Annotated in this window: 33 protein-coding genes and 1 pseudogene; 6 read left to right on the forward strand and 28 right to left on the reverse strand. The window is 53.1% G+C overall.

Features of this window, described 5'->3' with window-relative positions:
* Positions 1 to 18 precede the first annotated feature (18 nt).
* The 26 genes and pseudogenes from secY to IPK01_15275 all read right to left on the reverse strand — a co-directional run bounded on the left by secY (position 19) and on the right by IPK01_15275 (position 17053).
* Positions 19 to 1437: a preprotein translocase subunit SecY gene (gene secY, locus IPK01_15150; GenBank protein ID MBK7934773.1), complete on the reverse strand. Its 1419-nt coding sequence runs from the start codon at positions 1435 to 1437 to the stop codon at positions 19 to 21.
* Positions 1438 to 1463: 26 nt separating this feature from the next.
* Entirely contained in the window at positions 1464 to 1943 is a 480-nt protein-coding gene (gene rplO, locus IPK01_15155) for a 50S ribosomal protein L15 (protein ID MBK7934774.1), read from the reverse strand.
* Between the two features lie 92 nt (positions 1944 to 2035).
* Positions 2036 to 2239 carry a 50S ribosomal protein L30 gene (rpmD, locus tag IPK01_15160; GenBank protein ID MBK7934775.1) on the reverse strand — a complete coding sequence of 68 codons (204 nt, stop codon included), beginning with the start codon at positions 2237 to 2239 and terminating at the stop codon, positions 2036 to 2038.
* 37 nt (positions 2240 to 2276) lie between these two features.
* Positions 2277 to 2786, reverse strand: a complete 510-nt coding sequence (rpsE, locus tag IPK01_15165) for a 30S ribosomal protein S5 (protein ID MBK7934776.1) — start codon at positions 2784 to 2786, stop codon at positions 2277 to 2279.
* Entirely contained in the window at positions 2779 to 3183 is a 405-nt protein-coding gene (gene rplR / locus IPK01_15170; GenBank protein ID MBK7934777.1) for a 50S ribosomal protein L18, read from the reverse strand. Before rplR ends, rpsE begins: the two co-directional genes overlap by 8 nt.
* Positions 3184 to 3247: 64 nt before the next feature.
* On the reverse strand, positions 3248 to 3808 hold the full coding sequence (gene rplF / locus IPK01_15175) for a 50S ribosomal protein L6 (protein MBK7934778.1): 561 nt from the start codon (positions 3806 to 3808) through the stop codon (positions 3248 to 3250).
* Between the two features lie 93 nt (positions 3809 to 3901).
* Positions 3902 to 4294: a 30S ribosomal protein S8 gene (gene rpsH / locus IPK01_15180; protein ID MBK7934779.1), complete on the reverse strand. Its 393-nt coding sequence runs from the start codon at positions 4292 to 4294 to the stop codon at positions 3902 to 3904.
* 93 nt (positions 4295 to 4387) lie between these two features.
* Entirely contained in the window at positions 4388 to 4693 is a 306-nt protein-coding gene (rpsN, locus tag IPK01_15185; protein ID MBK7934780.1) for a 30S ribosomal protein S14, read from the reverse strand.
* Between the two features lie 4 nt (positions 4694 to 4697).
* Positions 4698 to 5237 (reverse strand): 50S ribosomal protein L5, encoded by a 540-nt coding sequence (rplE, locus tag IPK01_15190; protein ID MBK7934781.1) that lies wholly within the window; start codon positions 5235 to 5237, stop codon positions 4698 to 4700.
* A gap of 69 nt (positions 5238 to 5306) precedes the next feature.
* Positions 5307 to 5741, reverse strand: a complete 435-nt coding sequence (gene rplX / locus IPK01_15195) for a 50S ribosomal protein L24 (GenBank protein ID MBK7934782.1) — start codon at positions 5739 to 5741, stop codon at positions 5307 to 5309.
* A 60-nt stretch (positions 5742 to 5801) separates the two neighbouring features.
* Positions 5802 to 6171: pseudogene (gene rplN, locus IPK01_15200) on the reverse strand (50S ribosomal protein L14).
* A 69-nt stretch (positions 6172 to 6240) separates the two neighbouring features.
* On the reverse strand, positions 6241 to 6816 hold the full coding sequence (rpsQ, locus tag IPK01_15205; protein MBK7934783.1) for a 30S ribosomal protein S17: 576 nt from the start codon (positions 6814 to 6816) through the stop codon (positions 6241 to 6243).
* A gap of 21 nt (positions 6817 to 6837) precedes the next feature.
* Positions 6838 to 7053 carry a 50S ribosomal protein L29 gene (gene rpmC, locus IPK01_15210; GenBank protein MBK7934784.1) on the reverse strand — a complete coding sequence of 72 codons (216 nt, stop codon included), beginning with the start codon at positions 7051 to 7053 and terminating at the stop codon, positions 6838 to 6840.
* Positions 7054 to 7058: 5 nt separating this feature from the next.
* Positions 7059 to 7487 (reverse strand): 50S ribosomal protein L16, encoded by a 429-nt coding sequence (rplP, locus tag IPK01_15215; protein MBK7934785.1) that lies wholly within the window; start codon positions 7485 to 7487, stop codon positions 7059 to 7061.
* Between the two features lie 49 nt (positions 7488 to 7536).
* On the reverse strand, positions 7537 to 8271 hold the full coding sequence (gene rpsC, locus IPK01_15220; protein MBK7934786.1) for a 30S ribosomal protein S3: 735 nt from the start codon (positions 8269 to 8271) through the stop codon (positions 7537 to 7539).
* Between the two features lie 13 nt (positions 8272 to 8284).
* A complete protein-coding gene (rplV, locus tag IPK01_15225; GenBank protein MBK7934787.1) occupies positions 8285 to 9034 on the reverse strand; it encodes a 50S ribosomal protein L22 in 750 nt (249 codons plus the stop codon).
* A gap of 73 nt (positions 9035 to 9107) precedes the next feature.
* A complete protein-coding gene (gene rpsS / locus IPK01_15230; GenBank protein MBK7934788.1) occupies positions 9108 to 9398 on the reverse strand; it encodes a 30S ribosomal protein S19 in 291 nt (96 codons plus the stop codon).
* A gap of 77 nt (positions 9399 to 9475) precedes the next feature.
* Entirely contained in the window at positions 9476 to 10306 is an 831-nt protein-coding gene (rplB, locus tag IPK01_15235) for a 50S ribosomal protein L2 (GenBank protein MBK7934789.1), read from the reverse strand.
* 80 nt (positions 10307 to 10386) lie between these two features.
* On the reverse strand, positions 10387 to 10716 hold the full coding sequence (gene rplW / locus IPK01_15240; protein ID MBK7934790.1) for a 50S ribosomal protein L23: 330 nt from the start codon (positions 10714 to 10716) through the stop codon (positions 10387 to 10389).
* Positions 10709 to 11596 (reverse strand): 50S ribosomal protein L4, encoded by an 888-nt coding sequence (rplD, locus tag IPK01_15245; GenBank protein ID MBK7934791.1) that lies wholly within the window; start codon positions 11594 to 11596, stop codon positions 10709 to 10711. The genes rplW and rplD overlap by 8 nt, the downstream gene beginning before the upstream one ends.
* A 121-nt stretch (positions 11597 to 11717) precedes the next feature.
* Positions 11718 to 12356 (reverse strand): 50S ribosomal protein L3, encoded by a 639-nt coding sequence (gene rplC / locus IPK01_15250; protein ID MBK7934792.1) that lies wholly within the window; start codon positions 12354 to 12356, stop codon positions 11718 to 11720.
* Between the two features lie 111 nt (positions 12357 to 12467).
* Positions 12468 to 12788, reverse strand: coding sequence for a 30S ribosomal protein S10 (gene rpsJ / locus IPK01_15255; protein MBK7934793.1), 321 nt, complete (start codon positions 12786 to 12788; stop codon positions 12468 to 12470).
* A gap of 4 nt (positions 12789 to 12792) precedes the next feature.
* A complete protein-coding gene (gene tuf, locus IPK01_15260) occupies positions 12793 to 13980 on the reverse strand; it encodes an elongation factor Tu (protein ID MBK7934794.1) in 1188 nt (395 codons plus the stop codon).
* A 46-nt stretch (positions 13981 to 14026) separates the two neighbouring features.
* Positions 14027 to 16129, reverse strand: a complete 2103-nt coding sequence (fusA, locus tag IPK01_15265) for an elongation factor G (protein MBK7934795.1) — start codon at positions 16127 to 16129, stop codon at positions 14027 to 14029.
* 66 nt (positions 16130 to 16195) lie between these two features.
* Positions 16196 to 16666: a 30S ribosomal protein S7 gene (gene rpsG, locus IPK01_15270; GenBank protein MBK7934796.1), complete on the reverse strand. Its 471-nt coding sequence runs from the start codon at positions 16664 to 16666 to the stop codon at positions 16196 to 16198.
* Between the two features lie 6 nt (positions 16667 to 16672).
* Complete coding sequence (locus tag IPK01_15275) at positions 16673 to 17053, reverse strand: 30S ribosomal protein S12 (protein MBK7934797.1); 381 nt, start codon at positions 17051 to 17053, stop codon at positions 16673 to 16675.
* Positions 17054 to 17491: 438 nt separating this feature from the next.
* On the opposite strand from IPK01_15275, the gene IPK01_15280 reads away from it, so the two are divergent.
* The 3 genes from IPK01_15280 to IPK01_15290 all read left to right on the forward strand — a co-directional run bounded on the left by IPK01_15280 (position 17492) and on the right by IPK01_15290 (position 19600).
* Positions 17492 to 18112, forward strand: a complete 621-nt coding sequence (locus IPK01_15280; protein MBK7934798.1) for a hypothetical protein — start codon at positions 17492 to 17494, stop codon at positions 18110 to 18112.
* A 4-nt stretch (positions 18113 to 18116) separates the two neighbouring features.
* A complete protein-coding gene (locus tag IPK01_15285; GenBank protein ID MBK7934799.1) occupies positions 18117 to 18527 on the forward strand; it encodes a (2Fe-2S)-binding protein in 411 nt (136 codons plus the stop codon).
* Positions 18528 to 18601: 74 nt separating this feature from the next.
* Complete coding sequence (locus IPK01_15290; GenBank protein ID MBK7934800.1) at positions 18602 to 19600, forward strand: EamA family transporter; 999 nt, start codon at positions 18602 to 18604, stop codon at positions 19598 to 19600.
* A 31-nt stretch (positions 19601 to 19631) separates the two neighbouring features.
* On the opposite strand, the gene IPK01_15295 is transcribed toward IPK01_15290, so the two are convergent.
* Positions 19632 to 19991, reverse strand: coding sequence for a zf-TFIIB domain-containing protein (locus tag IPK01_15295; protein ID MBK7934801.1), 360 nt, complete (start codon positions 19989 to 19991; stop codon positions 19632 to 19634).
* Between the two features lie 218 nt (positions 19992 to 20209).
* Here IPK01_15295 and IPK01_15300 point away from each other — a divergent pair, with 218 nt between their 5' ends.
* From IPK01_15300 to IPK01_15310, 3 genes are all read left to right on the forward strand, one after another.
* On the forward strand, positions 20210 to 20470 hold the full coding sequence (locus tag IPK01_15300) for a hypothetical protein (protein ID MBK7934802.1): 261 nt from the start codon (positions 20210 to 20212) through the stop codon (positions 20468 to 20470).
* 536 nt (positions 20471 to 21006) lie between these two features.
* Positions 21007 to 22893, forward strand: coding sequence for a phosphoenolpyruvate carboxykinase (GTP) (locus IPK01_15305; GenBank protein ID MBK7934803.1), 1887 nt, complete (start codon positions 21007 to 21009; stop codon positions 22891 to 22893).
* Positions 22894 to 22966: 73 nt separating this feature from the next.
* Entirely contained in the window at positions 22967 to 23749 is a 783-nt protein-coding gene (locus IPK01_15310; GenBank protein MBK7934804.1) for a methyltransferase domain-containing protein, read from the forward strand.
* A 102-nt stretch (positions 23750 to 23851) separates the two neighbouring features.
* On the opposite strand, the gene IPK01_15315 is transcribed toward IPK01_15310, so the two are convergent.
* The gene (locus IPK01_15315) at positions 23852 to 25609 is read right to left on the reverse strand and encodes a hypothetical protein (protein ID MBK7934805.1); all 1758 of its coding nucleotides are present in this window, start codon (positions 25607 to 25609) and stop codon (positions 23852 to 23854) included.
* Positions 25610 to 25815 lie beyond the last annotated feature (206 nt).

A 25815-nucleotide genomic window follows, 5' to 3' on the forward strand; every position in this document is an offset into this window, starting at 1 on the left:
CTCTGCGGTTCAAATTAACTAGCTTCGCCGTCCGCGAAGACGCGAGCCCGCACCGAGAAAGCCTTCGTAATTACGCATTACGAGCTGAGCTTCGATCTGGGAAACGGTATCCATCGCAACGCCCACGAGGATCAGTAGTGAAGTACCGCCAAAATAAAATTGATATCCCAAACCGGTCGGGATCCAGCTAAGCCCGGGCGTCGCCGTCAAAAAGTTATCGACCGCAGTTCCGACAAACGGCAATCGAGCAACCTTGAACCCGCTGAGCAGGATCTGCGGAATGAACGCGATCAACGCCAGGTAGATCGCTCCGACGGTCGTCAAACGTGTCAGTATACCGTTCAGATAATCCGCAGTCGGAGCACCCGGACGAATACCTGCGATAAAACCGCCATGTTTTCGCAGGTTGTCAGCGACCTCGTCGGTATTAAAGATGATCGTTATATAAAAGAACGTGAACAGAACGATCAACGATAAAAAGACGAGTTCGTAATAGGGGTCACCGCCGTGAAACTGCTGGAAGAACGTAAAGATCTGCGACCATGTCGAAGTCGGTTCATTCGGATCCGCCGGAAACGCCGAGAACAAGGTCTGCGGCATCGCCAGCACGGACGAAGCAAAGATCACCGGAATAACGCCGCCCATGTTGATCTTCAACGGAAGGCTCGTCTCCTGACCGCGAAACGTCTGAGTGCCGACTCGTCGGCTGGCATATGTTATAGCGATGTTTCGCCGGGCTGATTCAACGTAAACGATCACCGCGATGAGCAGGACCATCACTACGATAAGGAACACAACGCCGAGCGTCTGGGTCGCATCACCGGTTCCGACACGTTCTGAGATCTGAACGATTCCTTGCGGCAATCCAATGACGATACCTGCAAAAATTAGGAGTGAGATACCGTTACCGACGCCGCGTTCGGTGATCTGTTCGCCGAGCCACATAACGAATATCGTTCCCGTCGTCAACGTGATAACGATCATCGCTGTCGCCCACCAAGTGTCGCCGATGATCTGGTTGCGGTGCAGCCAGGTCGCGACGAAAAATGTTTGAATGGCGCACAAGACGACGGTCATATACCGCGTCCATTGGTTCATTTTCTGACGTCCAACTTCACCCTCTTCCTGAATCTTTTTCATCGCAGGCGAAAGGACAGGCATCAGCTGCATGATGATCGATGCAGTAATATACGGCGTCACACCAAGAGCAAACACCGAGATCGTGCGAAAGTTACCGCCTGAGAACAGATCGAGTACGCCAAGCAGGGTTCCGGCGACTTCGCCCCAAACCTGTTCGAGACGGACCTTATTGATCCCCGGAGCCTGAACGTGAGCACCAAAACGGTACACCGCCAAGAGCCCGAGCGTAAAGAGGATACGTGTCCTCAGCTCAGGGATCTTGAACATGTTTTGTACGGCGCCAAAAAACTTCTCCATAATTCTCCTGGAAAATCAAGCTTTTCCTATTCGGCCGAAGCCGCAGCCTTCGTCTTCACGATAATTTCTGCCGTACCGCCGGCCTTTTCGATCTTGTCCTTAGCGGTTTTTGTAAACCGGTGCGACGAGATCGTGAGTGATTTTGTGACTTCGCCAGTTCCAAGTATGACTAGGTCGTGCTTCGCTTTCTTGATCAAACCGCGTTCGTGTAGTATTTCAGGAGTTACGACATCACCGGCATTAAAGTTCTCTTCGATCTTGCCGAGGCTGATCTCGACCCACTCTTTCTTAAAAATGTTAGTGAATCCACGCTTCGGAAGACGGCGTTGGAGCGGCATCTGGCCGCCTTCGAATCCGCGCTTGCTGCTGTAGCCGGAACGCGACTTCTGGCCCTTGTGCCCTTTACCTGCAGTTTTGCCGGTACCCGAGCCGGGACCGCGTCCGATGCGCTTTTTCTTATGCGTCGAACCCTCCGCAGGGTGTAAATTATTCAATGATAAAGCCATTTTATTTGTCCTTGTAGATAGTGAATTGCAAATCGTAAATAGAAAGAATAATTCCGATCCTTACCTACTTTCGATCCACTGATTACGATTTACTATTCCACGATTCTCAAAAGATGCGGGATCTTGGCGACGACGCCGCGCGTCGAAGGCGTATCGATCCGCTCGACCGTCTGGTTGAGCTTGGTGATACCCAGGCTCTTAACGATCGTCTTCTGTTTTTTCGAATAGCCGATCATGCTCCGGTAATACTGGATCTTGATCTTGCCGCTTCCTTCTGTTTCTACTTTCTTTGCCATGATATTGTTCAGAGTTACGCCTTTAGGCGTGAGCTCCTTAAACTAGATCTTCTACCTGTTTTCCGCGGAGCCTTGCAACTTCGACCGGATCCTTCATTCTAAGCAGGCCGTTAAAGGTTGCACGTATTACATTGTGTGCATTGTTCGACCCGAGGATCTTGGTACGCACATTGTGCACTCCAAGGCTCTGCAGGATAGCACGCACAGCTCCGCCGGCAATAACGCCCGTACCTTCGGCAGCAGGCTTGAGCAAGACGCGTCCTGCACCGTACTCGCCGATCATCTCGTGCGGCAAAGTACCGTCGATGAGCGGAACACGGATCAGATTGTTCTTTGCCGCTTCGACCGCTTTTTTGATAGCGTTCGGCACTTCCTTCGCTTTGCCTGTTCCAAATCCCACGTGTCCGGCTTCGTCACCAACGACAACAAGAGCCGCGAACGACATATTCTTACCACCCTTAACGACCTTCGTTACACGATTGATCGAAATGAGCTGGTCCTTAAGGATCAGGTTACCTGCGGATACTTTCTGTTTCGTATTAATCATTGCTTTCCTGTGTACTTTCCGTTTCGGCCGCCGCTTCATGCTTGTTTAGGCCGCCTTCGCGAGTCGCGTCGATCAATGCCTTGACCCGCCCGTGATAAACATATCCGCCGCGGTCGTAGACCACCGTCGAAATTCCCGCCTTCTGAGCTCGCTCGGCGATCGCCTTGCCGACAGTGACAGCTGCTTCGATATTGCCGCCGGACTTGACCGCAAGTGCCTTTTCGGTGGTCGATGCCGTTGCCAGCGTCGTGCCGGTCTTGTCATCGATGACCTGAGCGTAAATGTGGTTCAAGCTGCGAAAGACCGCCAAACGCGGACGCGCTGCCGTGCCGCTGACTTTCTTACGAATGCGGCTGTGCACACCATTCCGAATAATTGCTCTGCTTTTCTGTGCCATAATCTTAGTGGACAATGAACAGTGAATAGCGAACAGTTGTTCACCATTAGTTGTTCACTGTTAGTTATTTCCCTGTCTTACCCGGCTTCAATCTATACAATCTGTCCGCATATCGGACACCTTTGCCTTTGTATGCATCGGGCTTGCGCAGCCGGTTTAGTTCCGCCGCGACCTGTCCGAGCAGTTGCTTGTCGATACCACTCAATGTGATCGTCGTCTGATACTGCGTAATCGACGTTTTCGCACCGACGCGTTCTGCTTTCGCTTCGATCCCTTTCGGGAGATCGTAAACGATCGGGTGTGAATATCCGAGAGCGAAGTTTATCTTCGATCCCTGAACGTCTGCCTTATAACCAACGCCTACGATATCCATCTCACGCGTAAACCCTTCGGTCACGCCGACAACGGCGTTGTTCGCGAGGGCACGAGCCAATCCGTGAAACGCGGCAACATCATCGCCCGCACGCTCTGCTGTCAGTGTCCCGTCCTCTTGTTTGAACGTAACTCCGCCCGGGATCGGTGTCGTCAACGTTCCCTTGGGCCCTTTGACCTCGAGTTGCTGGTCGTTGATCGTCACCGTCACACCTGACGGTATCGAAATCGGTTTTTTTCCTACTCTAGACATAATCTTCCTGATATTGGATTAAGGATTTTCGATTTTGGATTATTCAAGAAAGCGTCTGCAATCTAAAATCCAAAATCTAAAATCCAAAATCGACTAATAGATCTCGGCCAATATTTCGCCGCCGACATGTTCGGCACGGGCACGTTTGCCGCTCATCAAACCTTTTGACGTTGAAACGATGTTCACGCCGTATCCGCCCAAAACACGCGGGATATCGGACGAACCAACATATACGCGGCGTCCCGGCGTCGAAACGCGGGAAAGGTGCGTGATCGAAGAGGTTCCTTTCGCATCATAGCGAAGAAACACCCGAATAACGTATTTCGGGCCTTCCCCTTTGGTCGAAAAGCTATTGATGTAGCCTTCTTCCTTAAGGATGCGGGCAACTTCCATTTTCAGCTTTGAGCCGGGAATATCAACACGTGTGTGCTTTGCAGCGATCGCGTTTCGTATCCGCGTCAGCATATCGGCTATTGGATCTGTCATTACTCTTTTACTCCGTAAACTCAGTTTGGAGTCCCTGCTTCAGCAGGCCCCCACTTAAGTATTATGCCGCCTAAAGGCGGAACTCCTAACTTACTACCAACTCGACTTAACAACTCCCGGGATCTGCCCGGCAAGTGCGAGCTCGCGTAACGCGATTCGCGAAACGCCAAACTTTCTCAAATATCCACGCGAACGGCCCGTCTGCGAACAACGGTTACGCACTCTCGACGCACTGGCGTCACGCGGCATCTTCTGCAATTTAATAACCGCTGCATCGACTTCTTCAACCGTCGATTTCGGGTTATTGATAATTGCTTTCGCAGCGGCACGGCGCTCTGCATAGAGCTTTACCATGTCCTTGCGGTCGTTGTTCTTTACGATCTTGCTTATCTTTGCCATGTTTTTATTGTCTGAACGGCATTCCCAACGCTTTCAGCAGCGAACGTGCCTGGTCGTCATTTACTGCCGTCGTAACGATCGAGATATTCATCCCGCGTGTCTTATCAACCTTATTAAAATCGATCTCCGGGAAGATCAGCTGCTCGCGAATACCGAGCGTATAATTTCCGCGTCCGTCAAAGGCCTTGCCCGAGATGCCGCGAAAATCGCGTACACGAGGCAGAGCGACCGAGATCAGGCGATCGAGGAACTCATACATGCGGTCCCCGCGAAGCGTGACCATAGTGCCGATCGACATTCCCTGACGCAGTTTGAACGCAGCGATCGATTTCTTTGCCTTAGTGACCACCGGCTTTTGTCCGGTCACCACTTTTAATTCCTCGGTCGCAACATCTAGGATCTTCGCGTTGGATGACGCCTCCCCGAGGCCCATGTTGACGACGATCTTCTCGATCTTGGGGATAGCCATCGGATTTTTGATCTCAAATTCTTTAGCTAACGCCGGAGCGATCTCGCTTTTGTATTTTTCTTTTAATCTAGCCATTTTATTTTCTTCTTGCTCAGGTTCCGGAGTTTCGAATATTCAAATTGCTCCGTTTCCAAGCTACGTAAACTATTTCGCCGCTTCCTCGGTCGCATCAGCAGCCTCATCGGCTTTCTTCGGCTCTTTCCTGTATGAACCGGTTTCGGCGATAACCTTGCCGCTCATTGCGACACGAACCTTCTTACCGTCGCGGACCTCATATTTAACGCGGGTCGGCTTTCCGGTTTCCGGATCGATCAAGGCAACATTCGAAGCCGAGACCCATGCTTCCTGTTCGAATATGCCGCCCTCGCGGTTCATCTGAGGAACCGGCTTACGGTGACGTTTGACGATCATAGCGCCTTCGACCTTGACCTTACCGCTGCGTGCATCGACCGCGATGACCTTTCCGCGAAACGGAGCCCGTTTGCCGGTGCTGTCGTAGCGGTTATATTCTTTGCCTGCAATGAATACGACCTGATCGCCGCGTTTGATCTTGCTTCTGACTGTTCCAACTTTTACCAGTTTTCATCTTTCTTTAGCCTCCACAAGAGGGGGCCGCCGGCTGACGGGGCTCTCCCCTAGTTAGATCACCTCTGGAGCGAGGCTCACGATCTTCATAAAATTCCGTTCACGCAACTCGCGGGCTACGGGCCCGAATACACGGGTTCCAATAGGTGTGCCGTCATCTTTGATCAACACCGCGGCGTTCTCATCAAATCGGATATAGGTTCCGTCTTTACGACGGATCTCTTTATGCGTCCGAACAATGACTGCGTTATAGACCTTACCTTTTCTTGGCTGTGCCGTCGGGCGAAGCCTCTTTCACCGTTACTTTGATCGTATCGCCGAGTTTCGCATGCTTGCTGGTTGAACCGCCGACCGGCATGATCATTACCACGCGTTTTGCTCCCGAATTGTCTGCGACCGTCAACGAGGTCTGCATCTGAATCATAATTTTTCTCCAGTGTCAGTGATCAGAAGCTCTGATACTGCCTACCGCTCCTGCCAACTGCCTACTTTATTACCTTGCTGCTTTATGCAGGATCTCGACCACACGCCAACGCTTTCTTGCTGACAGCGGACGCGTTTCGATAATTCTCACCTTGTCGCCGATCTTGGCACCTGTCTCATCGTGGGCCATGAATTTCTTGCGTTTCTTGACGTATTTACGGTAAACAGGATGTTTGACCAGACGGTCAACACGAACCGTGACCGTTTTCGTCATCTTGTCCGAAGAAACGATACCGACCTTCTCAGCACGCTTACCGCCGGTGTTGGCGGCCGGCTCGACCGGAGGGGCAGTTTCTTTCTTAGCTTTGGCCTTCGGTGCAGCCGCTTTCGCAGCTTTCTTTGGCTTTTCTTCAATCGGCGAAGCAACTACTTCTTCAGCAGGTGCAGCTTCGACTGCCGGTTCGGCAACCTCAGCGGCTTCTTCTGCCGGTGCAGCTTCAACTTCAGCTTCCACAGCCTCAACTTCGGCGCCTTCTTCGACCGGTGCAGCTTCTTCAGCAGCGGCTTCGACCGCAGCTTCGTCCGCAACAGTTTCTTCTGCTACCGCGACTGTCTCTTCGACTTCTTCTGTCTTCTTCTTTGGCATTTTCTTATTTTACCTGGGCACCTACGCCTTTTTCGATTCGGTACCTTTCTGATTGAGCAGCGTATGAACGCGTGCTAATGTCTTCTTCTCGCGGCGGATATCATTAACCACTTCGCCAACGCCGAGCGTCTTACGAAACTTCAAGCGGAATAACGATTCCTTCAATGCATCTGCCTGTTCTGTAAGCTCTGTCGCATTCATTTCGCGAAGCTGTACGAGCTGATCTTTACGTTTCATGTTTCTTAAACAACGCCTCCTTCGAGGTCTGCACGGGTCACAAATTTGACCTTGATCGGCAGTTTCTGTGCCGCTAGCGCCATCGCCTCGCGTGCCAATCCTTCTTCAACGCCCTGGATCTCATAGAGAACGCGGCCCGGCTTCACGACCGCGACCCAGTGATCAGGAGCTCCCTTACCCGATCCCATACGCGTTTCAGCCGGTTTCTTGGTGATCGGCTTGTCCGGGAAAATGCGGATCCAGATCTTACCGCCACGTTTTACGTGACGCGTCATGGCGATACGGGCCGCTTCGATCTGGCGGTCAGTGATCCACGCCGCTTCTAATGTTTTGAGACCAAAATCACCAAAGCTCAGCTTTTCGCCGCGTGTCGCTTTGCCGCGCATACGGCCTTTCATTACTCTCCGGTGCTTGACCTTTTTTGGCTGTAACATAACTCTCTAAACCTCGTTCAATCTCTGCTTACTGCTTTCTGCCAACTGCCTACCGGCGGTCGTCTCTGCGTGGTCCGCGATCATTGCGTCGTGCACCGCGTTCGACCTTGACCTCATTCATCGGGTCGGTCGTTGTTCCGCGTGCCATCGAGGCGTTAGGATCGAGGATCTCACCGCGATAGATCCAAACTTTGATACCGATGATGCCGAATGTCGTCAATGCTTCGGCAAATCCGTAGTCGATATCCGCACGCAGCGTGTGCAGCGGCAGGCGGCCCTGCAGGTTCCATTCGGTACGTGCAATTTCGGCTCCGTTCAGGCGGCCGGCGATCATCACCTTGATGCCCTGTGCTCCGAATCGCTGTGATTCTTCGATCGTCTTTTTCATCGCACGGCGAAACATGATGCGTTTCTCGAGCTGTTGAGCGATCTTCTCTGCCTGAAGCTGAGCGTTCAGCTCAGGGTGGCGAATTTCCTGGATCGAGATCAAAACCTCGCGCCCGGTCTTTCGCGAATAATCCTCGCGGAGCTTTTCGATCTCTGCACCCTTGCGGCCGATGATGATGCCCGGACGCGAGGTATATATGATGATCTTGAGCCTAGCCGCTGCTCGCTCGATATCGATATGCGAGACGCCGCCGCCGCCGAATTTCCGCTTGAGTTCGCGCTTAAGCTTGAGGTCCTCTGCAAGAAATTCAGCAAACTGATGTTTCGCAAACCAGTGCGAGTGCCAATCTTTGTTGTATCCGACCCTAAAGCCGTATGGATGAACTTTCTGTCCCATATTAAAAACCTATTTATTGTCGCTCTAGATCCTCGTTCGTTTTCTCCATCACTTCGTCCGCAGGCTTATGAGCATTTTCTTCAGCCGTTGTGTGGGTCGATGTTTCGTGAGCCGCCGCTTGTTCAGCGTCGACCTTGGCGGCCGCTTCTTCGACGATCTCGGCAGGAGTTTCGTCGACAATGGCCTCACCGTTGTTTTCTTCGACCGGAGCCGCTTCAACCGTCTCGACCGGAGCCTCGACCGTTTCCGCCGCCGTCTCAACAATCGGAGTCTCGACTTCCTCGACCTCCGGTGCTGCGACCTTCGTATATACCTTTGCCGCTTTAGCCTTTTCGTTGGCTTCTTTCTTCGCGGCGATACGTGCGGCACGTGCTTCGTCGAGTCGGAACATATCTTCGCTCTTGGCACGCTCTTCGCTGGTCACCTCAATGGTGATGTGGCAATAGTGACGCTGTTCGCGATATGCACGGCCCTGCGGAGCAGGACGCATACGGCTGCGATGTTTGTGCGGCCCCATATCGACGAAGATCGTCTTGACCCACAGATCGTCCGGGTCGATAGCGATATTCTGCTGCTCGGCCTTGAACGTTGCGTTGGCGATCGCGGAATTCAAACACTTCGCGATCGGCTCGGCGGCCCGCTTGTCGGTAAATTTCAGGATCGAAAGTGCCCGTGAAACGTTCACGCCGCGGATCATATCGACCACGAGCCGTGCCTTACGAGGGCTGCCTTTCAGATATTTTGTTTTTGCTACAGCTTCCATAACAGTTGTCTGTGGTCGGTGGCCAGTGGTCAGACAGCGGTCTTACTGACCACTGCCCACTGTCCACTGTCCACTATTTCCTCTTAGCCATCTTCTCCGCTTTCGTTCCCGGGTGGCCCTTAAACATTCTCGTCGGCGAAAACTCTCCCAACTTGTGGCCGACCATGTTCTCGGTAACAAATACCGGAATGTGGCGTTTGCCATTGTGGACGCCAAAGGTCAAACCGACCATTTCAGGCGTGATCGTCGAGCGGCGCGACCATGTTTTGATCGCAGGCGGTTTCATCGCTCCGTCAGCGATGCGGCGAAGCATCTTCTGAACGCTTAGATCGATAAACGGTCCTTTTTTTAATGAACGTGGCATATCTTTTTCGTTTGGAGTCCCGCCTTTAGGCGGCCTCTATTCCGCGTCTGAGCCGCCTAAGGGCGGTACTCCAAACGCTATTTCCTTCTTCTATCCTTCACGATCATATTCGTCGTGCGTTTGTTGCGTCGCGTTTTGTATCCGCGAGTCGGCTGTCCCCACGGGGTTACCGGATTACGTCCGCCCGAGGTCTTACCTTCACCACCGCCGTGCGGGTGATCGACCGGGTTCATGGCGACGCCGCGAACCTTAGGACGTCTGCCCATCCAGCGTGAACGTCCGGCCTTACCAAGCGAGACGTTCTCATGCTCGGTGTTGCCGACCTGTCCAACGGTTGCCATACAGACGACAGGAACTTTGCGAACTTCACCTGAGGGCATTCTGAGCTGTGCATAATCGCCTTCTTTAGCGACGATCTGTGCAAAACCACCGGCCGAGCGGACCATCTGGCCGCCTTTTCCCGGACGGAGCTCAATGTTGTGAACCTGTGTACCGAGCGGTATATTCTTGATCGGCAGCGCATTTCCCGGCAAAATATCGGCCTCTTCGCCGCTCAGGATCATCGTTCCAACCGTCAATCCGACAGGTGCGATAATGTAACGCTTTTCGCCGTCGAGATAATTGATCAGCGCGATATGGGCCGAGCGGTTCGGATCGTATTCGAGCTGAGCGACCTTTCCGGGAATTCCCGATTTATCGCGTTTGAAGTCGATAATACGGTAATGACGCTTGTGGCCTCCGCCGCGGCGGCGGATCGTGATCCGGCCGTCGTTATTGTGGCCTGAAATTCTCTTTTTCGGCTCGAGCAGTGATTTCTCGGGTACTGCCCCTTTCGTGAGCTCATCCCGCGTCAAATACGTTTGGTAACGTCTCGCCGGTGATGTCGGTTTTAATCTCTTGATTCCCATAATCTTAGTGGTCGGTGATCAGTGTTCGGTGGTCGGCTGTTCGATTCTTCTGAACACTGACCACTGACAACTGACCACTGCTATATTGCTTCTGCGTAATCAACCATCGGCTCGCCCTTTCGGAGGGTAACGTAAGCCTTCTTCCAGCTCGGACGGCGGCCTTCCTGGCGGCCACGCCGTTTAGTTTTGCCTTCGTACTGGACCGTGCGGACCGCTGCGACCTTTACACTAAAGATCTCTTCGATCGCGGCCTTTATCGCCGGCTTGGTCGCTTTTTTGTCGACCTTGAATGTCAAAACCTGTCCCGCCTTGCGGTCGCTGTTCTCGTCGGTCGAATCTTCCTTAAGAATTACGCTCTTTTCGGTAACGACCGGCGATTTCAAAATATCCCAAACGCCTAAATTACTCATTGGTGGTCGCCTCCTCGCTTGTTTCTACGGCCGGAGCTTCGTCAACTGCCGGAGTTTCCTCTACAGGAGCCGCTTCTGCCTTCGGAGCTTTCTCCGCTTTCGGCTTGGCTTCCTTCTTGGCTTTAGGCTTGTCTTCGCCTGCTTCTGCAGGTGCAGCTTCTTTCTTAGCTTTCGCTTTCGGTGCCGGTGCAGCCGTTGCTGCCGTCTCGACCAGATCGCCTGCGCTCATCTTTTCACGTTTCGGGTCTAGCAAAGTGTTAAGCTCCGCCACCGCTGCCTTTGAGATCAAAAGCTTTTCGTGATAGATGATGTCGTAGATATTCAGCCCGAAGCTATTGGTCACCTTGGTCTTCTGAACGTTCCGCGACGAAAGGATCAGATTTGCGTTATCCAACGAATCAATGATCAGCGTTTTCGCACGCTTTTTGTTCTCGACCAGGCCAAGCGTATCCATTACACCCAAAAACTCACTGGTCTTCGGATTCGAGATACCAAATTCGTCGATGATGATCAGGTTGCCTTCACGCAAACGCTCTGACAAAGCCGAACGCAATGCACCGCGGCGCATTTTCTTGGGCATCTCATATGACCAGTCGCGCGGCTGAGGTCCGTGAACGTTACCGCCGCCTTTCCACAGCGGGGAACGAAGCGACGCGATACGCGCACGGCCTGTTCCCTTCTGCTTCCAGAGCTTGCGGCCCGAACCCGAGACGTTACCGCGAGTTTTGGTCGCTGACGTTCCCTGTCGGCCGTTGGCCTGATAATTCATCACAGCCGAGTGGATCAAAGCTTCGTTCAATTCGACACCAAAAACGGCATCCGAAAGCTCTACATCCCCGACCTCTTTATTCTTCAAATTGCGAACCTTTACGGTAGGCATAATATTCTCACTCCGTTTTAGTCTAGGAAGTCGAGTCAGTCTCGAAAGTCTAGGAAGATCCCACCCCTCAAACTTACCCAGACTTCCAATACTTCCTAGACCTTCTAGACTTTCTCGACTCCTAGGCTTTCTTGACTATAATAAGTCCGCCATTCGGTCCCGGAACCGCGCCGCGAACCATCAGCAGATTGTTCTCGACATCGACCTTGACGACCGTCAAATTCTGTACCGTCACGCGGGCGTCGCCCATGTGGCCTGACGAACGCGTTCCTTTGATAACACGCGAAGGATAGGCCGACTGGCCGATCGATCCCGGTTCACGAACGTTCATCGAACCGTGCGACTCAGGGCCGCGGGCAAATTTATGCCGCTTGATCGTACCGGCAAAACCGCGTCCTTTCGACTTTCCAACGACATCAATGATGTCGCCGTCAGCAAATACGTCGACCTTGACCTGATCACCGATCGATGCTTCCGGCTCATCCGTCAGACGGATCTCCTTAAGCACTCGGGTCGGAGGCACGCCGCCGCCAGTCTTTTCAAAGTGTCCGCGAAGAGGCTTTGTCACATTCTTAATGCGAATAGGCTTGTCTTCGACGAGGCCCAACTGAACGGCATTGTAACCGTCGCGGCCTGCCGCACTTTTGGTTTGGATGACGACACATGGCCCCGCTTTGATGACCGTAACCGGTGTTACCGTGCCATCTTCCGCAAAAAGCTGCGTCATTCCCATTTTTCTACCAATGATTCCGCTAATCATAATCTTTCGTGAGTCTGGTCAGTCTGGTCTGTCTTGGAAGTCTTGGTAGTCTTGGACGCTTTCTTGCTTCCAAGACTTTCTTGACTTTCTCCACTTTCTTGACTTCCTCGACTAGTTTTTCCCGAACGCCTTGATCTCGACATCAACACCGGCCGGCAGATCCAATTTCATCAATGCATCGACCGTTTCGGCGGTCGGATCAAGAATGTCCATCAAACGCTTGTGCGTTCTGATCTCAAACTGCTCACGCGATTTCTTATCGACGTGGGGCGAGCGGAGAACCGTCCATTTGTTCTTGATGGTAGGAAGGGGGATCGGCCCTGCGATCCTTGCTCCCGTTCTCTTTGCCGTATCTACGATCTCAGCGGTGGACTGGTCCAAAACGCGGTGATCGTAAGCTTTCAACTTGATGCGAATCTTTTCGTTTAACATATTTCTATTCCACCACTTCCGAAACGGTTCCGGCTCCGACCGTGCGGCCGCCTTCGCGGATAGCGAAGCGGAGGCCCTTTTCCATTGCGATGGGGGCGATCAGTTCGATCTCCATCTGGATGTTGTCGCCGGGCATCACCATCTCGACTCCTGCCGGAAGGTGTGCAACGCCCGTCACGTCCGTTGTTCTGAAGTAGAACTGCGGGCGGTATCCCGTAAAGAACGGGGTGTGGCGTCCGCCTTCTTCTTTGGTGAGGACATATGCCTCAGCCTTGAACTTGGTGTGCGGTGTGATCGAGCCCGGTTTGGCGATGACCTGTCCGCGTTCAATTTCCTTACGCTCAACTCCGCGGAGCAGCAGTCCGACGTTGTCGCCTGCCATTCCCGAATCAAGAAGCTTCTTGAACATTTCGACGCCGGTGACGACCGAGTTTCTCGTGTCTTTGATACCGACGATCTCGACAGGTTCGTTGACGTTGATCACTCCACGCTCGATTCGTCCCGTCGCAACTGTTCCGCGGCCCTGGATGGTGAAGATATCTTCGACCGGCATCAGGAACGGCTTGTCCGTCTCACGTGCAGGCGTCGGGATGAAATCATCCACCGTCTGCATCAGCTCGTCGATCTTCGATTCCCATGCCGGGTCGCCTTCGAGAGCTTTCAGTGCCGACCCTTGCGTGATCGGTGTATCGTCGCCGGGGAATTCGTACGAACTGAGAAGTTCACGGATCTCCATATCGACGAGTTCGAGCAATTCAGGATCGTCAACTGCGTCGACCTTATTCATGAACACGACCATCGAAGGCACACCGACCTGACGTGCAAGCAGGATGTGCTCGCGGGTCTGAGGCATCGGGCCGTCCGTCGCAGCTACTACAAGAATAGCTCCGTCCATCTGTGCCGCTCCAGTGATCATGTTCTTGACATAGTCAGCGTGGCCCGGGCAGTCGACGTGTGCGTAGTGGCGGTTTGCCGTCTCATACTCAACGTGAGCCGTCGCAATTGTGATACCGCGTGCTTTCTCTTCAGGCGCGTTGTCGATCGAATCGAATGCACGTACTACCATCTTGGCGTTGTGCTTCGACATCACCTTTGTGATCGCTGCCGTCAATGTCGTCTTGCCGTGATCAACGTGTCCGATAGTTCCAATGTTCACGTGCGGCTTACTGCGGTCGAATTTCTCTTTGCTCATAGCTTCTCCTAAATTTCAGATCTCAAATCTCAAATTTCAAACTTCTTTAGGTGCTTGCACCCGTTCCCTTGATCTTTGCAATAACTTCCTCGGCAACGTTTCGCGGCGCCTCGGCATATCGCTCAAAATGCATACTCGAAGTCGCACGTCCCTGTGTCGAACTTCTCAGATCGGTCGTGTATCCAAACATTTCCGACAGCGGCACAAATGCCGTCACGACCGAAACATTGCCCGGACGCGGCTCCATCTTGTCGATCTGGCCGCGGCGTCGGTTAAGATCGCCGTTGACCGCACCCATATATTCTTCAGGCGTAACGACCTCGATACGCATGATGGGCTCGAGCAGGACCGGTTTTGCCTTTTTCACAGCGTCTTGGAACGCATACGAACCGGCCAGTTTGAATGAAATTTCGTCCGAGTCGACTTCGTGATACGAACCGAACAGAAGTCTGACCTTGATGTCGACCAGTTCGTAGCCGGCGAGGTAACCGCGAAGCATCGCATCGCGAACGCCTTCCATGGTCGGCTTGATGAACTGACGCGGGATCGATCCACCGGTGATCTTGTCCTCGAAGACAAAACCTTCGCCCGGAGCCGGCTCGATCTCGAGCTCGACGTGGCCAAATTTTCCACGGCCGCCCGACTGTTTCTTGTAGATCTCTTTGCCCGGTGCTCCCTGAGTGATCGTTTCGCGGTAAGCAACTTGCGGTTTGCCGACATTCGCTTCGACGCCGAACTCACGCTTCATGCGATCAACGATGATCTCAAGGTGAAGTTCGCCCATTCCGGCGATGATCGTCTGGCCCGTTTCATGGTCGGTCGTGACCTGGAACGAAGGGTCTTCCTGAGCAAGACGGTTGAGAGCGATGCCCATTTTGTCTTGGTCCTGACGGGTTTTAGGTTCGACCGCGACACGCACGACCGGTTCCGGAAAGTCCATCGACTCAAGAATGATCGGTTTCGACTCGTCCGAGACAGTGTCGCCGGTCGTGGTATTTTTCATACCGCCGATGGCAACGATCTCGCCTGCCGATGCCGTTTCGACGTCTTCACGCTTGTTAGCGTGCATGAGCATCAAACGCCCGACACGTTCTTTTGAATCTTTGATCGTGTTCGTCACATACGAACCCGAAGTGACCGTTCCCGAATAGATACGCACGAATGCGAGCTGTCCGAGGTGCTTGTCGGCCATGAGCTTGAAAACAAGGCCCGAGAACGGAGCTTTTGCATCCGGCGGACGAGTTTCAACTTCTTGCGTTTTCGGATTTTCGCCTTCGATCGCAGGAATATCGAGCGGGCTCGGAAGAAAATCGACAACTGCATCAAGCAGCGTCTGTACACCTTTATTCTTAAATGCCGAACCGGTGAAAACCGGAACGATCTTCATTGCCAGCGTTCCCTTTCTCAAAGCGACGCGAATTTCCTGTTCCGAGATCTCCTCGCCTTCGAGGTATTTCATCATCAAGTCGTCGTCGATCGCCGAAACTGCTTCGACGAGTTTCTCGCGTTGAGCTTTCGAAACCTCAACAAGGTCGGCAGGAATATCGACGATGTCGTAATTCGCTCCCTTTGCCTCGTTGCTCCAAACGAACGCCTTCATCGTGATCAGATCGACAACGCCCTGAAAGTGCTCTTCGATACCGATAGGAACCTGCATTGCAACGGCATTGGCACCGAGGCGATCGAGGATCGACTGGAAGCTCCGGTCGAACGACGCACCTGCACGATCCAATTTGTTGATAAAGCAGATACGCGGCACGCCGTATTTGTCGGCCTGCCGCCAAACTGTTTCCGACTGGGGCTCAACACCTGCAACGCCGTCAAAAACACAGACCGCACCATCCAAAACACGAAGAGACCGCTCAACTTCCATCGTGAAGTCAACGTGTCCCGGTGTATCGATAATGTTAATGCGGTGCTCGGTATTATTGCGTGTCCAGAAACAGGTCGTCGCAGCCGAGGTAATTGTAATACCGCGTTCCTGCTCCTGCTCCATCCAGTCCATCGTCGCCGTTCCTTCGTGAACTTCGCCGATCTTGTGCGAAACACCGGTGTAATACAAAATGCGCTCCGTCGCCGTGGTCTTACCCGCGTCGATATGGGCCATGATGCCGATGTTTCTAAATTTGTCTAAGCTAATGTTTGCCATAATCAGTTGTCGGTGGTCGGTGGTCGGTGGTCAGTTGAATCTGACCACCGACCACTGACTGGCCACTTAAAATCTGTAATGCGCGAACGCCTTGTTCGCTTCTGCCATGCGGTGGACGTCGTCCTTTTTCTTCATCGCTCCGCCGCGGCCGTTCACTGAATCGAGAAGTTCGCCGACTAGGCGGTCTTCCATCGTTTTCTCGCTGCGGTTGCGTGCATTCAGCACGATCCAGCGGATCGCCAGCGTATTGCGGCGGTCGCGGCTGACTTCGAGCGGGACCTGATAGGTCGCACCGCCGATACGCCGCGATTTGACCTCGAGGGTCGGTGCGACGCCGTCAAGCGCTTTCTTACATACTTTCAATGCTTCTTCGCCGGTCTTTTCTTCAAGCTTTGTCATCGCGGCATAAAAGATCTGCTCAGCGACGGTTTTCTTGCCTTCCCACATCAGACCGTTGATAAACTTGGTCACGGCGATGCTGTTATAGATCGGATCCGGTAAAACTTCTCTTTTTCCTGCAACTCTACGTCTTGGCATAACTAATTATTTCGCTCCCTTCGGACGTTTTGCACCGTACTTCGAACGCGACTGGTTGCGGTTCGCGACGCCCGAGGCATCCAGCGTTCCGCGGATAACGTGATAACGAACACCCGGAAGATCCTTGACACGGCCGCCGCGGATCAACACGATCGAGTGTTCCTGCAAGTTATGCCCGATTCCCGGGATGTATGTAGTAACTTCGATCTGGTTGGTCAAACGCACACGGGCGACCTTACGAAGAGCCGAGTTAGGCTTTTTCGGGGTCGATGTGTAAACACGCGTGCAAACGCCGCGTTTCTGCGGATTGGCCTGCAGAGCAGGACTGGCCGTCTTATACTTAACGCGTTGGCGTCCCTTTCGTACTAATTGGTTGATTGTCGGCATATCTTCTAAACCTGGCCTGTGGCCAAAAAACCGTTTTGACGGCAAAACTACCGTCTTACCTGACTCTTGCCGAATTAGATCCGGCAGTTAGCTCAAGCAGCTCTCGCTGAATGAATTACTTAAAATGTACTAACAACTCAGAGAAAAGAAACTTTGCTGTAGCGTGGCATATTAGATATGTTAAATTCGCCGCTGCCCTGTGATGGACACTTTTACGCAACAATCCGTGTTTCAATTCTCAAACATCAGCCCCGTGAATCCGTATTCGAACCACAAGGAAACCCAGACAGTAAAGTCCGAAACTTTAGATATTATGAATTTGAGTGCCCTCTGTCAAGCTGCTTTGGTCACCTTTTGCACAAATCACGAAAAATTTGTAAACTTTCTCTTTTCGTCAGCGGAGCAACATCCGCACCTATATAATCAGTAATTATACGTATGACCAACTTAGAAACTTATTTAGCAAAATTCACGGGAACCGAGTGGCTTGCTGCGGTCGAAGAGATGCTGCCGTGCATTCATGAGGTTGACCGCAATGCGGTTCAGATCTGGTTCCGCTTTTATCCGGTCGATCTGCATCGGTTTGTCGAAGCCGCCGAAGACCGCGACGCGACGCTGCACGGATTTGCGATGCAGGGACAGTTCGAACTGAAAGATCAGATCGACACTTCGCATCATTTCTTATACGGCCACCGCTATTGGAAAACGGTAAAAGCCGCGATCGAGGCTGAGACCGTCGTTTTCAAAGACGAACCCGCAACGCTCGTCGAAGAGATCAAGGCGATCGCCATCGTCGTTGCCGAAAAGCTCGCGGTCGAACGCCAAATGATCAACGCCATGGTCGCCATCGGCCTCGCGACGCTCAACCAAGTCGGCATTGAAGCCTTCAAAGCCGCCGCCGGCGAGGTCGAAAAACCAAAGGCATCATGTCCAAATCGCCCAACGCCGTCATCGCCGAACGCAAAAAGACGCCTCGCAGGGCATCCTCGGTTTTCTCAAAACCGTCAACAAAAAATTCGCCATCCATTACGACAACGGCCGCGTCCAAGGCGAATTTGACATCATGAACGAGCAGGAGATCGCCGGTGCTTCGGCTCTCGATCGTTCGAAGGACTGGCACGCACAGGACGAACGCTGCTGGGAAGGCGTCGTTCCGGTTGAATGCACATCGGCGGCGTGCGGCACGTGCTGGGTCGGCGTCATTGGCGGCGAAGAAAAGCTCTCGCCCGTCACGCCCCGCGAACAGCGTGCGATGAAGGTCTTCGGCTACAACCAGCCGGAGGGCGACAAACCGTTCATCCGTCTCGCCTGCCAGGCAAAAGCTACCGGCGACGCGACGATCGTCATTCCGCCCTGGAACGCCGTTTTCGGCAAAAAGGTCTACGGCAACGTCGAAGACGTCGAACTAGAACCAAACACAACCTCAGCCAAACGCCTCCGCGAGGTCATCAAATCCGCCACAACCGGCGAATAGGAATTTTTTGCCACGAATTACACGAATATCACGAATTGATCTATTCTTGTTTATTAGTGTTCTTCGTGTAATTCGTGGCTAAACCTCTTAAGAATCCCGTCTACTACGTCCTCTTCGCCGTCCTGCTCTGGAGCACCGGCGGGATGTTCATCAAGCTCGCGACAAACCTCGACGCCTATCAGGTCACATTCTTTCGTTCGCTGCTGGCCGCGATCACGGTTCTCGTCATCACCCGTAAAAATGGCCTGCGGATCAACGCATTCGGGATAATGTGCAGCGTGATCTACGCAGTGCTGCTGTTCCTGTTCGTCTGGGCGACCAAACACACCACTGCCGCCAACGCCATCTTTCTCCAATACACTGCGCCGGTTTATATCCTTATTCTCGCGCCGTTCGTCATCGGCGAAAAATTTCACCTCCGCGATCTCGCGACGGTGATCTTCTGCATCGCCGGCATGAGCCTCTTCTTCGTCGGCGACCTCTCGATCGGCGATTACCAAGGCAACATCGCCGCCCTCGGCTCCGGCATCTTCCTCGGCCTCTATATAATGCTCCTGAAGCATCCCAAAGCCGTCGGTACGCAGGCTGCCAGCCTGCCAGACTCCGGCTCCCCTCCTTACCAAGGAGGGGTGGCAGCCGCTTCGGCTGACGGGGTGGTTCTCTCCTCCGAATCGGAAACCGCTGCTAGTACCGCTGCTTCTGCCGCTGCTTCGCCCCTCAATCCCGTAATAACGGTCATCTACGGCAACCTCATCCTCGCCGTCCTGACGCTGCCGAGCGGCATCGCGTCCGCCGCGACGATCACATGGCTCGATTTTGCCGCCGTCGCCTTCCTCGGCATATTCCAGATCGGCATCTCGTACATCCTGTTCATAAAAGGCGTCCGCGGCGGCACAAGACCGCTGGACGCCAGCATAATCGGCTTCATCGAACCGCTCCTAAATCCCGTCTGGGTCTTCCTCTTCGTCGGCGAACGCCCCTCACAATGGGCACTCCTCGGCGGCACAATAATCATCGCCACCGTCGTCGCCCACACGTTCGTCCAATATCGACGCCCCGCTGCTCGATCGTAGACTCCCGCTGACGACCGACTACTGACCGGTACTAAAAATCAAACAGATCCTTCAAAAACCCCTCTTTCTTTTTCTTCTTCTCATACTTATACCGGTCATCCGAAGAGTAACGCTCATCCGGCCTATACCGGTCATCCGACTTATAACGCTCGTCCGGCCGATACCGTTCCTCAACCCTCGGACGCTCCTCCGGCCTGCTCCCCATCTCCCTTTCTCCCATTCTCCCTGTCTCCTCGGCTCCTGGTCTCCCTGTCTCTCCCCTGCCGCCCTCGATCAACTTATCCAACTCGCCCCTATCCAACCAAACCCCACGGCAAGTAGGACAATAATCGATCTCGATCCCCTGCCTCTCCATCATCAATAAAGTAGCCTGATCCACCGGACACAACATAAAATCCCATTCCTCCTTGATCTAAAATCCAACAATATCTTACCACTTTTCCGGCTCCCCTCCTTACCAAGGAGGGGTGGCGCCGCCTCGGCTGACGGGGTGGTTCTCTCTCACGGGCCAAGCCACCTCATTTGCCCGTGTGTCTCCCCTTCTCTCCTTGCTCCCAAACACAAAATAGACGTATCATCAGCCAGTCCGTTCACAACAGGAGCACGCTAATGCCATTTTTGATCGCCTTATTGGTTCTCGGAGTAGTCGTCGGAGCCGGAATGAATTCGCTCATGAACAACCGCGGCAACGCCCTCGGCTTCCCCCTGAGCGTCGGCCTCGGAGTCGCGACAAGCGTAATAGCCGGTTGGCTGCTCTTAAACTACGGCAACCAAATCGTCGGCGAAGGCCCCGAGTCCATCCTGGCCATGATCGCCGCCCCCATCGCCGCCATCATCGCGATCCTCCTAGTCCGAGCCATCAAAAAATAGCACGTCGCGTCAACTTGCTCTTCATTGTGCTCCCAGTGAATGGACGTTGAGCCGTCATTCTTCGCCGGCAGGCCGAGAGCTCCATAAAAATTGATGTTCCCTATCTGAATTTCCTTAGAGGCGGCTTCAGCCGTCTTTCCGCGTTTCGCGGCAAATAGCCACGTTGCTCTAGCACGTGGTTCGATTAGAATGGCCTTCAAAACGTCTCGAAGATGGGCTCAAGATGGAATGTCCATTTCTTCGAGTACGGGGCTTTTTGCTATTGTGGCTGGCTGCTTTTTTATTGTGACCAAGGCCCGTTTTGACTGTAGCCAAGGCGTTTTTCGCTGCAACCGGCGGCCAAAGAACTGTCGCCCGAATTTTACGCTCCAAAAACTGATCCCAAAGTCCAAAGCCCAAAAACCTCCCTTCACTCGCCCGATTCCCTTATGCTGTGATAAGCTATGCGAATATTGCGATGAGCGAGGCTTATACCTCGCGTACTTCTGATTTACTGAGCAAAAGATCAAAATTATAGCTTTGGAGCGAAAACTATTATGACTGAACTTAACATCCCGTCGAACGTTACGAACGAAGAACTGATCCGTTGGGTGACCGACGCGGTCGAGCTGTGCAAACCGGAGAATGTACACTGGTGCGACGGCTCGGATTGGGAATACGACACATTGTGTTCGGAGATGGTCGCCGCCGGTACATTTATCAAGCTGAACGAAGCGAAACGGCCTAATTCATTCCTCGCCCGCTCGCACCCGAGCGACGTTGCCCGCGTCGAGGACCGCACATACATCTGCTCGCTCGCCAAGGGCGACGCCGGCCCGACCAACAATTGGATGGCACCGACCGAAATGAAGGCCATTCTCAAGAAAAAATTCAACGGCTGTATGCAGGGCCGGACCATGTATGTGGTGCCATTTTGCATGGGGCCGATCGGTTCGCCGATCTCGCAGTTTGGTATCGAGATCACCGATTCGCCCTATGTCGCGGTCAATATGAAGATCATGACCCGCATGGGTACCAAGGCCATCGATGCTCTCGGCAACGGCGAATTTACACGCTGTCTGCATTCCGTTGGCATGCCACTCGCCGCCGGCCAAGCCGATGTCGCGTGGCCTTGCTCGCCGGACCCGAAAGACAAATACATCGTTCACTTTCCCGAGGAAAATTCGATCGTCTCGTACGGCTCAGGCTACGGCGGCAACGCACTGCTCGGCAAGAAATGCCTTGCCCTGCGCATCGCTTCGAACCTCGGCAGAGCTCAGGGTTGGCTCGCCGAACACATGCTGATCGTCGGCGTTAAATCGCCCGACGGCCGCAAAGATTACGTCTGTGCTGCGTTCCCGTCGGCGTGCGGCAAGACCAATTTCGCGATGCTCATTCCGCCTAAGGAATTCGTCGAAGAAGGCTGGGAGATTACCACGGTCGGCGACGATATCGCCTGGATCAAACCCAACGAAAACGGAAAACTCCACGCCATTAACCCGGAGAACGGCTTCTTCGGCGTTGCTCCGGGCACGAATTACTCGACCAACCCTAACGCGATGGAGTCGATCAAGGAAAACACGATCTTCACCAACGTCGCGTTGACCGACGACGGCGACGTCTGGTGGGAAGGCATGGACGGCGAACCGCCTGCACACGCCATCGATTGGCAAGGCAACGATTGGACGCCTGCAAGCGACGGCAAGGCCGCACACGCAAATTCGCGATTCACCGCACCGATCGACCAATGCCCTGTTGCCGACGAGAACTTCAACGATCCAAACGGAGTGCCGGTCTCAGCATTCATCTTCGGCGGAAGGCGCAACAGTGTCGTTCCGCTTATCCAACAGTCCTTTAATTGGGCCTTTGGGGTATATCAGGCCGCGACCATGGGATCAGAGCAGACGGCTGCCGCCTTCGGAAATATTGGCGAGGTCCGCCGCGACCCGTTCGCCATGCTGCCGTTTGCCGGTTATCACATGGGTGATTATTTCTCACATTGGCTTAATTTCGGACGACAGATCCCTGATCCTCCGCGGATCTTTTCGGTCAATTGGTTCCTCAAGGATGAGGATGGTAAATTCGCATGGCCTGGCTACGGCGAAAACATGCGTGTCCTCAAGTGGATCGTCGAACGTTCGCGAGGGCTGTCAAAAGGCACTGAAACACCGCTGGGATGGATGCCTCGTTACGAAGATATGGACTGGCGCGGACTCGATTTCAGCCGCGAACAGTTTGACAAGGTCATGACTATCGATCGCGATTTGTGGCTCAAGGAGATCGCGATGCACGACGACCTCTTCTTCCAGTTATACGACCGGTTACCTAAGGAAATGACCTTTATGCGTGAGTTGCTTGTCTCAAACCTCTGGCGTTCGCCCGAGCTCGGCCTCGCCGCACCACGTGTCGAAGCCGAGGAATCGGTCAAGGCAGTGAGCCAGTAGATCTTCATCGATCCATCATTACGATAAAGGCGGCTTTGTTAAGGCCGCCTTTTCGTTTTAACATTACATACCAATGAGCAACGCCAATAAATATAGCCGCTTTCGATTTGCCCGTGGCCCTTTGGCGTCTGTTTACGAGAATGAAGAGACACGTAGACCTGACTTTCCGCTTCACGAAGAGATGTCAAAGCGGCGGTTTCCCGTTCGAATTCTCAGATATTGGTGGCTAAACCTCGTGATACATGAAGAGGCAAAAAAGCTGGGGCGTCCGCTGACGATCGTCGATGTAGGCAGCGACCGCGGCACCATCAAACGGCTTATTTCACCGATCGACGGTGCAAAATGGATCGGGCTTGATATAGACATATCCCGCGAAGGGATCGAACTCGCTAAGTATGACGAATTGGTAAAATGCGACTTTGACGCAGGCTTGGCTTTGCCGGACGGAGTCGCCGACATCGTTATTTGTTCCCACGTTCTCGAACATTTGCCGCGGCCTGAATTTACCATGGCCGAGATCAATCGAATAATGAAGCCCGGCGGCATGCTGCTTGTCGGTGTGCCGGTAAAGCTGAAGTTATTCGCAAAGATCCGCGAATATCAATTTGGAAAACAGCTCAAGGCCGGAACCCGCACCAAATGGCAGCACGTACGTGTTTACTGGAAAAAACGGCTGGAAAGCCTGGCTCGAAGTTCGGGCTTTGAGGTTGAGTTCTCGAGCGGTACTGCCATCATCAGGAAAAAGGGCAGCAGGCTCGAAGACCATGCGGGATGGATCAGGATCAATCAGGTCTTTGCTGCTCTTTTTCCGGCAATGGGACAAGAGATCTGCATGCAGCTTCGAAAGCCTGAATAGCCCGTCGACAATTTCATATCCCGGCATTAAGCATAAAAAAGAGGCCCCGTCTGCAAAACGGGGCCTCGGTCCATTGTATATCGATCGCTGACGAGCGTTTAATTAGCGCTTCGTTTTGATCGTTTGATCAATAAGGTTCGTAGGGCCGCGATCGATATTTGCGATATAGATTCCGCCCCATCCATTTTCCGCGTCTGCCATGCTTGCGGTGATCGCAAGTTTGTTTCCGCGGAAACCATCTCGCTCGATTCCTACCCCGACGATCGGTAACACACCTCCGGGGATCGACGGGTCAAGAACATCGCTGTTCATTCCGGTCTCAACCAAAACGGTGATCGGCATCTGCGATATTCCATCTCTCATGTAGATGCCGTCGATCGGATTAATATATTCCCCATCTTCGTTCTGGGCGCCGGTTCGGGCCTTAAACACTACGACTCCATCTGATTCAGCGATAAATGCAGTGGAACGCCATCTTGGAGGTTCTTCTTCACCACCTTCTTCCTCGGTGCCGACTCCCGGAGGTCGTCCTGAATAACCCCAAAACGTAAAGTCATTGAAATCGCTGTTCGTATCCGAAACGAGATAACCGTGATTGGTATAAGTGTCATAAACAAATATGCCTTGATTCAGCATCACTTGCTTGTCCTGATACCAGCGGTTTGTTTCCGGATCGAATATGCTGTTTGGGTCCACACCCTCACAGTAAGCAATAATATCCGCGTTTCCATCTGCCGGGCAGAAAAGCCGTACTGTCTTGGTCTCATAACCCCATGCTCCCCAGAATGCAACATACCGACCGTCAAACGCTAAGCCTTCGCCTATACGTGTCAGGCCCGGCATCTTGACTCCGGACACTGGTTCACCGATGCCGACCAGAGTTCGAAGTTTTGGGGCTTGAGCAAGCGGAGCCATGTAGATACCGCCGTAATTCGGATTGTCCTCATTATCGAGTCCCGTGAAAACAACTTCATTTCCATAGATCGACGGTGGTGCTGTCGAGCCAAATGTCATTGCCCTAAAGCTCGGCGGGGCATTTGGAATGTCCGTGTCGGAACTCGCGATCATCACGACCGACTCTTTTCCGCCTCCGGGCGTGTTTAGGAGGTCTCGATAGAATATTCCCGTTTTGCCAACATTATTGATCGTGAAATTGCCCTTAAATGCAATATTCCCGTTGTCTGAAATGGCTGGGGAACCGGGATAAACATCAAATGCCACTGCGGGATCCGTTCCCGGCACCGCATGCATGCCAAAACCTGGAGCCATACCGATCTTTGCCGTTCCGGTGAACAGGAGTCCGCCGTTGTATTGGACATAAATACCGGTCGTGCCGACCCGGGTCTCACTTCCGTCGGGAAGTAGATATGTATACATCGGCTTATGGTTGCCTCGAGTAGCGATGTAGTCTGTGTTTGCTGCGATCCTAGGTATCGCCGAAAATTCCTGGAACTGCGTTTCCAGATTATTTGGATACGGGACAAATGTGCTCAGATCCGCAACTTCGAAGATCTTACCTTTCGGATATTGTCTGTAATATATCCCTGTCTGTCGCTGTCCACTGCCTGTGCTGCGGGCTCGAAACACGATGGTGCCGTTCGAATTGATCGACGGCTGGCCATAACTGCTAAAGATCCTGTCGCTGTTTGGCATCGTGTAGCTATTGTTAACGATCGTACTCCACTGGATCGGAGCAAGAGCGAAACGATCTGACGTATATCTCACCGCCGTCACGCCGTTTTGTGGCGGAGTGTACACTGAAGTCCGGCGGTCATTGGCCGCGGACATTGGGACGAAATAGAATATTGAGATTCCGACCGCTAAAACAAGAGCGGAAATTAAAATTGTTTTGACTTTCATGATTCACCTCCTCGATCATGCTTGCGCCGGTGAATAGTCGTGATCGATTGATTGACTGATCGCCGTCAGGGCCAGAAGGTCACATTCCATATAAAGCCCGGTCGGCTTGTGAACGGCAATGTTGCCGAAATAGAGTTCAATAAGCAAAAAATACAAAATAGTAATTCAAATAACTCCGCTCTTACCTAGTGCAAATAATGTGCCGC

The sequence above is a fragment of the Acidobacteriota bacterium genome, from assembly GCA_016713675.1.
Classification (GTDB): domain Bacteria; phylum Acidobacteriota; class Blastocatellia; order Pyrinomonadales; family Pyrinomonadaceae; genus OLB17.

Excerpts from the sequence above, each read along its gene's own strand:
- IPK01_15295 (MBK7934801.1), bottom strand. The coding sequence starts at position 19,991 with ATGTTGTGTCCGGTGGATCAGGCTACTTTATTGATGATGGAGAGGCAG.
- IPK01_15275 (MBK7934797.1), bottom strand. The coding sequence starts at position 17,053 with ATGCCGACAATCAACCAATTAGTACGAAAGGGACGCCAACGCGTTAAG.
- IPK01_15300 (MBK7934802.1), top strand. The coding sequence starts at position 20,210 with ATGCCATTTTTGATCGCCTTATTGGTTCTCGGAGTAGTCGTCGGAGCC.
- rpsJ (MBK7934793.1), bottom strand. The coding sequence starts at position 12,788 with ATGTTAAACGAAAAGATTCGCATCAAGTTGAAAGCTTACGATCACCGC.
- rplO (MBK7934774.1), bottom strand. The coding sequence starts at position 1,943 with ATGGCTTTATCATTGAATAATTTACACCCTGCGGAGGGTTCGACGCAT.
- IPK01_15310 (MBK7934804.1), top strand. The coding sequence starts at position 22,967 with ATGAGCAACGCCAATAAATATAGCCGCTTTCGATTTGCCCGTGGCCCT.
- tuf (MBK7934794.1), bottom strand. The coding sequence starts at position 13,980 with ATGAGCAAAGAGAAATTCGACCGCAGTAAGCCGCACGTGAACATTGGA.
- secY (MBK7934773.1), bottom strand. The coding sequence starts at position 1,437 with ATGGAGAAGTTTTTTGGCGCCGTACAAAACATGTTCAAGATCCCTGAG.
- IPK01_15285 (MBK7934799.1), top strand. The coding sequence starts at position 18,117 with ATGAACGAGCAGGAGATCGCCGGTGCTTCGGCTCTCGATCGTTCGAAG.
- rpsG (MBK7934796.1), bottom strand. The coding sequence starts at position 16,666 with ATGCCAAGACGTAGAGTTGCAGGAAAAAGAGAAGTTTTACCGGATCCG.
- rplR (MBK7934777.1), bottom strand. The coding sequence starts at position 3,183 with ATGGCACAGAAAAGCAGAGCAATTATTCGGAATGGTGTGCACAGCCGC.
- rpsN (MBK7934780.1), bottom strand. The coding sequence starts at position 4,693 with ATGGCAAAGATAAGCAAGATCGTAAAGAACAACGACCGCAAGGACATG.
- rplD (MBK7934791.1), bottom strand. The coding sequence starts at position 11,596 with ATGCCTACCGTAAAGGTTCGCAATTTGAAGAATAAAGAGGTCGGGGAT.
- rpsE (MBK7934776.1), bottom strand. The coding sequence starts at position 2,786 with ATGATTAATACGAAACAGAAAGTATCCGCAGGTAACCTGATCCTTAAG.
- rplB (MBK7934789.1), bottom strand. The coding sequence starts at position 10,306 with ATGGGAATCAAGAGATTAAAACCGACATCACCGGCGAGACGTTACCAA.
- fusA (MBK7934795.1), bottom strand. The coding sequence starts at position 16,129 with ATGGCAAACATTAGCTTAGACAAATTTAGAAACATCGGCATCATGGCC.
- IPK01_15315 (MBK7934805.1), bottom strand. The coding sequence starts at position 25,609 with ATGAAAGTCAAAACAATTTTAATTTCCGCTCTTGTTTTAGCGGTCGGA.
- rpmC (MBK7934784.1), bottom strand. The coding sequence starts at position 7,053 with ATGAAACGTAAAGATCAGCTCGTACAGCTTCGCGAAATGAATGCGACA.
- rplE (MBK7934781.1), bottom strand. The coding sequence starts at position 5,237 with ATGGCTAGATTAAAAGAAAAATACAAAAGCGAGATCGCTCCGGCGTTA.
- rpsQ (MBK7934783.1), bottom strand. The coding sequence starts at position 6,816 with ATGCCAAAGAAGAAGACAGAAGAAGTCGAAGAGACAGTCGCGGTAGCA.
- rplF (MBK7934778.1), bottom strand. The coding sequence starts at position 3,808 with ATGTCTAGAGTAGGAAAAAAACCGATTTCGATACCGTCAGGTGTGACG.
- rplW (MBK7934790.1), bottom strand. The coding sequence starts at position 10,716 with ATGAGTAATTTAGGCGTTTGGGATATTTTGAAATCGCCGGTCGTTACC.
- rplC (MBK7934792.1), bottom strand. The coding sequence starts at position 12,356 with ATGATTAGCGGAATCATTGGTAGAAAAATGGGAATGACGCAGCTTTTT.
- IPK01_15305 (MBK7934803.1), top strand. The coding sequence starts at position 21,007 with ATGACTGAACTTAACATCCCGTCGAACGTTACGAACGAAGAACTGATC.
- rpsS (MBK7934788.1), bottom strand. The coding sequence starts at position 9,398 with ATGCCACGTTCATTAAAAAAAGGACCGTTTATCGATCTAAGCGTTCAG.
- IPK01_15280 (MBK7934798.1), top strand. The coding sequence starts at position 17,492 with ATGACCAACTTAGAAACTTATTTAGCAAAATTCACGGGAACCGAGTGG.
- rpmD (MBK7934775.1), bottom strand. The coding sequence starts at position 2,239 with ATGGCAAAGAAAGTAGAAACAGAAGGAAGCGGCAAGATCAAGATCCAG.
- rpsC (MBK7934786.1), bottom strand. The coding sequence starts at position 8,271 with ATGGGACAGAAAGTTCATCCATACGGCTTTAGGGTCGGATACAACAAA.
- rplP (MBK7934785.1), bottom strand. The coding sequence starts at position 7,487 with ATGTTACAGCCAAAAAAGGTCAAGCACCGGAGAGTAATGAAAGGCCGT.
- rpsH (MBK7934779.1), bottom strand. The coding sequence starts at position 4,294 with ATGACAGATCCAATAGCCGATATGCTGACGCGGATACGAAACGCGATC.
- rplV (MBK7934787.1), bottom strand. The coding sequence starts at position 9,034 with ATGGAAGCTGTAGCAAAAACAAAATATCTGAAAGGCAGCCCTCGTAAG.